This is a genomic window from Ewingella sp. AOP8-B2-18, from assembly GCF_052376015.1.
Lineage (GTDB): Bacteria > Pseudomonadota > Gammaproteobacteria > Enterobacterales > Enterobacteriaceae > Ewingella > Ewingella allii.
In genome coordinates, this window is the sequence record NZ_JBQSVB010000056.1 from 1 (window position 1) to 1,067 (window position 1,067).

At 56.7% G+C, this 1,067-nt stretch carries 1 protein-coding gene and 1 pseudogene; both read right to left on the minus strand.

The window, feature by feature from the left end; translation table 11 throughout:
- A partial coding sequence (locus ACT3RR_RS23080) for a phage tail protein (protein ID WP_496201169.1) occupies window positions 1-564 on the minus strand: 564 nt, incomplete at its 3' end.
- Window positions 557-1,067 (minus strand): annotated as a pseudogene (locus ACT3RR_RS23085) (baseplate J/gp47 family protein); the annotation flags it as partial. The pseudogene ACT3RR_RS23085 and the gene ACT3RR_RS23080, both read right to left, overlap by 8 nt.

Consider the following 1,067-nt stretch of genomic DNA (forward strand, 5'->3'; position numbering starts at 1 on the left):
GCTGTCCGTGGCGGCGTCGCCTAACGTGGCGGCGTAGCAAATATATTCGCCCTGATACCATCCGGCATGAAGCTGCACGCCCAGTGCGGTCATGACTTCAAACTGATAGCGGCGACAGGTGCGGCCGTATTTCTTGATAATTTCCAGCAACAAATCGCTGTTTCCGGCGATTTGGCTATCGGTGACGCGAACAATGATCACATCCCAATCAATGCCCGGCTGGCGCTCCAACAGCTCAACGTAGCCAATCCCTAACCGGGCAAAAATCGCGATAAACCCCGCAACGGAACCCGCCTCGCTGGCGTTAATAAATGCATAGGCCACGCGCTTGCGAAATAGCGCCAGCGGCTCACCGTTAAACCGCGTTATGTCCCGGTCATAGGCTAATAGCTTTAGCAGCGACTCGGCGCAGGTCAGCGGGTCGAACTGACGCAGCGGCCAATTAACCCAGTCATACACCCGCTGCCAAAACGTGCGGCTTGCACGCAGCAGCGCGGCGGGTTCGCCCGCGTTCATCCATGACGGCAACACCAGGCTTTTTAATTTGGCGGCAAAACTAGGCATCCTTAATCTCCACCGCCAGGGAAGCCAGGCGCGGCACCGTCAGCTCACTGACAATATCGGTCAGCGAGAAGGTGATCGAATCCACATCATCAAACGCCTTATGCAGCTCCCGGCCCAGGTTAGAAAAAGAGAAGCGGGAATAGGGCCAGGTCTTTTTCACATCAAACTCGGTATTTTCACGAAACGCACAGCGGATCATGTTTCCCGCGTTGCTGGCCAGCGCCGCTTGCTGCTCGGCCGTCATGTTGTCGCGGTTGGTCACAAACAGCGTTACCGCCAGGTTATGCCGGGTTTCTGGCATCGACATGCACTGCATGTCATCGCCGTGGCCGTGGTGGCCCTTGGTGTTGATGTAATCATTCACCGCATCAATGAACGGCTGGGAAGTCACCCCGCTATCAAGCAGCAGATAAGCATTGGCCGTTCCCGGCCCGCGTGGCGCGTCATGCTTAAAGAAAATGCGCTCTACGCTCAGACCTACCACGGCCGCTATCATGCTGCGG